Source organism: Alkalilacustris brevis, from assembly GCF_003350345.1.
In the GTDB taxonomy this organism is placed as follows: domain Bacteria; phylum Pseudomonadota; class Alphaproteobacteria; order Rhodobacterales; family Rhodobacteraceae; genus Alkalilacustris; species Alkalilacustris brevis.
Map to the genome: position 1 here is coordinate 1 of NZ_QNVJ01000006.1, position 3,321 is coordinate 3,321.

The window sequence follows — 3,321 nt, forward strand, 5'->3', positions numbered from 1 at the left end:
GATGTCGCCGGTCTTCCAGCGCGCCCATGTGCGCTGGGCCATGTCGCCGAGCAGGGTGCGGGCTTCCGCGTCGGTCAGGCCCCACGCGCGGAACAGGTTGACGGTGGCACGTGCAAGGGCAGCGGCCTCCTCGTCCGTGATGACGGGAAGGTCCGGACGGGCGGTGATCGGCTGGACGTTGGCGAACTGCATGATCGTCTCCTTTGGCCTGAATATAGCGACTTGATGCCAAATGGCAATATCCGGGCGGCTGCGTAGTTGCGGACCCCGCCGCCTGCCAGCGCAAGGCCTCCGTTGCGACATCGTTGAGTGCGAGCCAGCTGTCGGGTGCGTGACTCATACGCCTACAGAGGATAGGAGCTTGAAGGGGCGATTGAATCGGGGGTGTTAGGTGAAAGCAGCAGAGACCAAGGTTGATCGCTTCCTCGGGAGCAACGAAACGGCGTTCGCCATTCCTGTCTACCAGCGCAACTACGACTGGGCAAAGACGCAATGCGCGCAGTTGTTCAAGGACATACTCGCTGTCGGCGCTGACGAGAGCCAGTCGGGCCATTTCATCGGCAGCATCGTTTACGTGCACGACGATGTGCATGCTGTCGCCGCGTTGCAGGAATTCACCATCATCGATGGCCAGCAGCGCCTGACCACGCTGACTCTCATCTATATCGCGATCTACCGGTACTTCCTTGCCGCTGGCGAAGAGCGGGAAGCCCAGCGCATCTACAAGACCTACCTGATCAACGAGTTTGCCGAAGATGCCGAGAAGCTGAAGCTGAAACCCACCGACAACAACAAGGCCGCGCTGGAGCAGATGATGGATCCGCAGGAAGCGGTCAAGGTCAGCGGGTATTCGCGGCTGATCGACAATTTCCGCTTCTTCCAGAGCCGGATTGATGAAACCAACGTGGCGGTCGTTCTGCAGGGCCTGTCCAAGCTGATCTTCGTCAATATCGCGCTTGATCGGCAGAAGGACAATCCGCAGCGCATTTTCGAGAGCCTGAACTCGACAGGGCTGGAACTGTCGCAGGCGGACCTGATCCGAAACTACATCCTGATGGGCTTGCCGCGCAAGGAACAGGAGCAGGTGTTCCGCAAGTTCTGGGAGCCGATCGAACGCAACGCCCGCAATCTCGAGGTGAATGAGAGCCGCGTGTCGGATTTCATCAGGGACTACCTGACGCTGAAGCAGAAGGACATTCCCAACAAGAGCGCGGTCTATGCCAAGTTCAAGGAACGGTTCCCGGTTCCAAGCGCGCCCGAGTTGATGGAGGCGCTTAACGAGATCCGCGAACTGTCGAATGTCTATGCGCGCCTGCTGAACCCTGACATGGAAACCGACGCCCTGATCTCGCGTGAACTTGGCTATATCCGCACGCTCGAGATCAATGTGTCTTACCCCTTCCTCATGCCGGTCTATCGGGATTTTCTGGCAGGCGTGATCCCGCGCGACGACTTTGCTGCCGTGCTGCGCCTGGTGCAAAGCTATGTCTGGCGTCGCGCCATTCTGGGCCTGCCGACCAATGCGCTGAACAAGATCTTCATGGGGCTCTATGACCGTGTCGACCCGGAGGAATATCTGGTCTCGATCCAGCGCGCGCTGATGCAGCGCGGTGGCACGCAGCGCTTCCCGCGCGATGCCGAGGTGCTGGCTGTCCTGAAAGAGAAGGACATGTACAGCATGAAGGGGCGCACGCGCACCTATTTCTTCGACCGCCTCGAGAACCACAACAATCGCGAGGTCGTCGATGTGACGACGCCGGGCATAACCGTCGAGCACATCTTCCCACAGAATCCGGACCCGGAATGGCGCAGCATGGTCGATGAGGATGAGTATGCCGCCATGGGAGAGCAGTATCTCAACACCATCGGGAATCTGACGCTATCGGGCAACAATGGCCGCCTTGGGAACAAGACCTTCGTCGCGAAGCGCGACATGAATGAGAACGGGGGTGAACAGGGCTACCGTTTCAGTCGGCTCTGGCTCAATCGCGACCTGCAGAACCTGGACCACTGGAATGTCGCGCAGGTTGAAGCGAGGGCAGAGCGCATCGCCCAGCGTTTCCTGAAAGTCTGGCCTGCGCCCAGTGTGGATGTGCTGGTCGGCCCGGATGAGGAAGAGGTCAACATCTTCGAGGCGGAAGAGCCCAGGTTCAAGAAGCTCGAATATGCAGTTTTCCTTGGCAACCGCCTCTGGGTGACACAGGTCAGCCGGCTGTATGTCGAAGTCCTCCAGCATCTGCTCTCGGAGCAGCCCGACGCCTTCCACGGCACGAAACTCGGCGAGCGCATCCAGTTGACAGCGGACGCTGTCAGCTTGCGGCAGGCCGTTCAGGTTGCGGAGGGGTATTTCGTCGAGGGGAATATTGATTCCACGTCCAAGTTCGAGCGGATGAAATTCATCCTGAGCGAACTCGGCCTCGAGGATGAGTTGTTCATCAAGTTCGCGTAGGTGGTGCTGGTGCTCATCGGCTGGGGCAAGCTTCGCTGCGGGCCCATGGCGCGATTGGCGGCATCACCGCCGTCACCTCCACATCCCGCAGCATGGCGCCCTTGATCAGCCCTTCCTTGACCCAGCCCAGCGCTTTCCACCAATCGTCATAGGCACGTCGGGCGGCCTCGATCTGGTGGGGGTGCGGGGAGAAGGTCACCGGGCAGGCCAGGACCTCGACGGTGCGCCGCTTGCCGCGGGTGAGGACGCGCTCGGTGCCCACGACGATCGTGCCGGCCCGCTCGCCATGCTGGTTCCGCTTGATATCGACTGGGACACATCGAGGGACGGCACCCGGCATCCAGTCCGGTGTCAGCCCCGCGCGCGCAAGCTCCGCCACGCGGATCGCCATCCGCTTGCCTCCCAGACTGTCCGGCATCCTGGCGACGATGGCAGCGATCACCTCGGCATCCTCGTGGACATAGCCACCGAGCTTGTGCTGCCCGCCGTCGACCTTGCAGCCCAGCGCGGCACGTTGCAGCAGGACGTATTCGAGGCCGAAGCCGAAGCCCTCCTCGGTCACGTCCCGGGGCAAGGGTAGTTCCAGCTGAGCCTTCTCGATCCGGAACGCCCATTCCAGCGCCGCCTGCACGCCCAGCGCGCGCTTGACCTTCGTGCTGCCTGTGCGGCCGATCCTGCTGTGAATGCTCATGGCTGCAATCCTTCAAGGAAATCCATCTGTGCCGGGCGCTGGGCCTGGTCCGTCGGTCTCCAGATCCACGGGCCTGAGGCCATGGGCAGCTGCGAGAGAGCGCCACGCATGTGCTGCAGCCAGTGGATGAACTCCGTTGCCGAGCAGGCGCAGAGCGCGTGCCCGATGGGCCAGCCCATCA

General features: G+C 61.4%; 3 protein-coding genes and 1 pseudogene. 1 reads left to right on the plus strand and 3 read right to left on the minus strand.

What is annotated here, in order from left to right:
• Positions 1-192, minus strand: a 192-nt coding sequence (locus tag DQ229_RS00460; RefSeq protein ID WP_338014127.1) for an antitoxin Xre-like helix-turn-helix domain-containing protein, incomplete at its 3' end; no start/stop codon positions are given.
• A 199-nt stretch (positions 193-391) separates the two neighbouring features.
• Between DQ229_RS00460 and DQ229_RS00465 the strand changes: the two genes are divergently transcribed.
• Positions 392-2,449 (plus strand): DUF262 domain-containing protein, encoded by a 2,058-nt coding sequence (locus tag DQ229_RS00465; RefSeq protein ID WP_114964314.1) that lies wholly within the window; start codon positions 392-394, stop codon positions 2,447-2,449.
• Between the two features lie 13 nt (positions 2,450-2,462).
• On the opposite strand, the gene DQ229_RS00470 is transcribed toward DQ229_RS00465, so the two are convergent.
• Both DQ229_RS00470 and DQ229_RS16680 read right to left on the minus strand, forming a co-directional pair.
• Positions 2,463-3,140, minus strand: coding sequence for a hypothetical protein (locus DQ229_RS00470; protein WP_114964315.1), 678 nt, complete (start codon positions 3,138-3,140; stop codon positions 2,463-2,465).
• Positions 3,137-3,321 (minus strand): annotated as a pseudogene (locus tag DQ229_RS16680) (DNA methyltransferase); the annotation flags it as partial. The pseudogene DQ229_RS16680 and the gene DQ229_RS00470, both read right to left, overlap by 4 nt.

Coding starts and splice junctions, on each gene's coding strand:
- DQ229_RS00470 (WP_114964315.1), bottom strand. CDS start 3,140: ATGAGCATTCACAGCAGGATCGGCCGCACAGGCAGCACGAAGGTCAAG.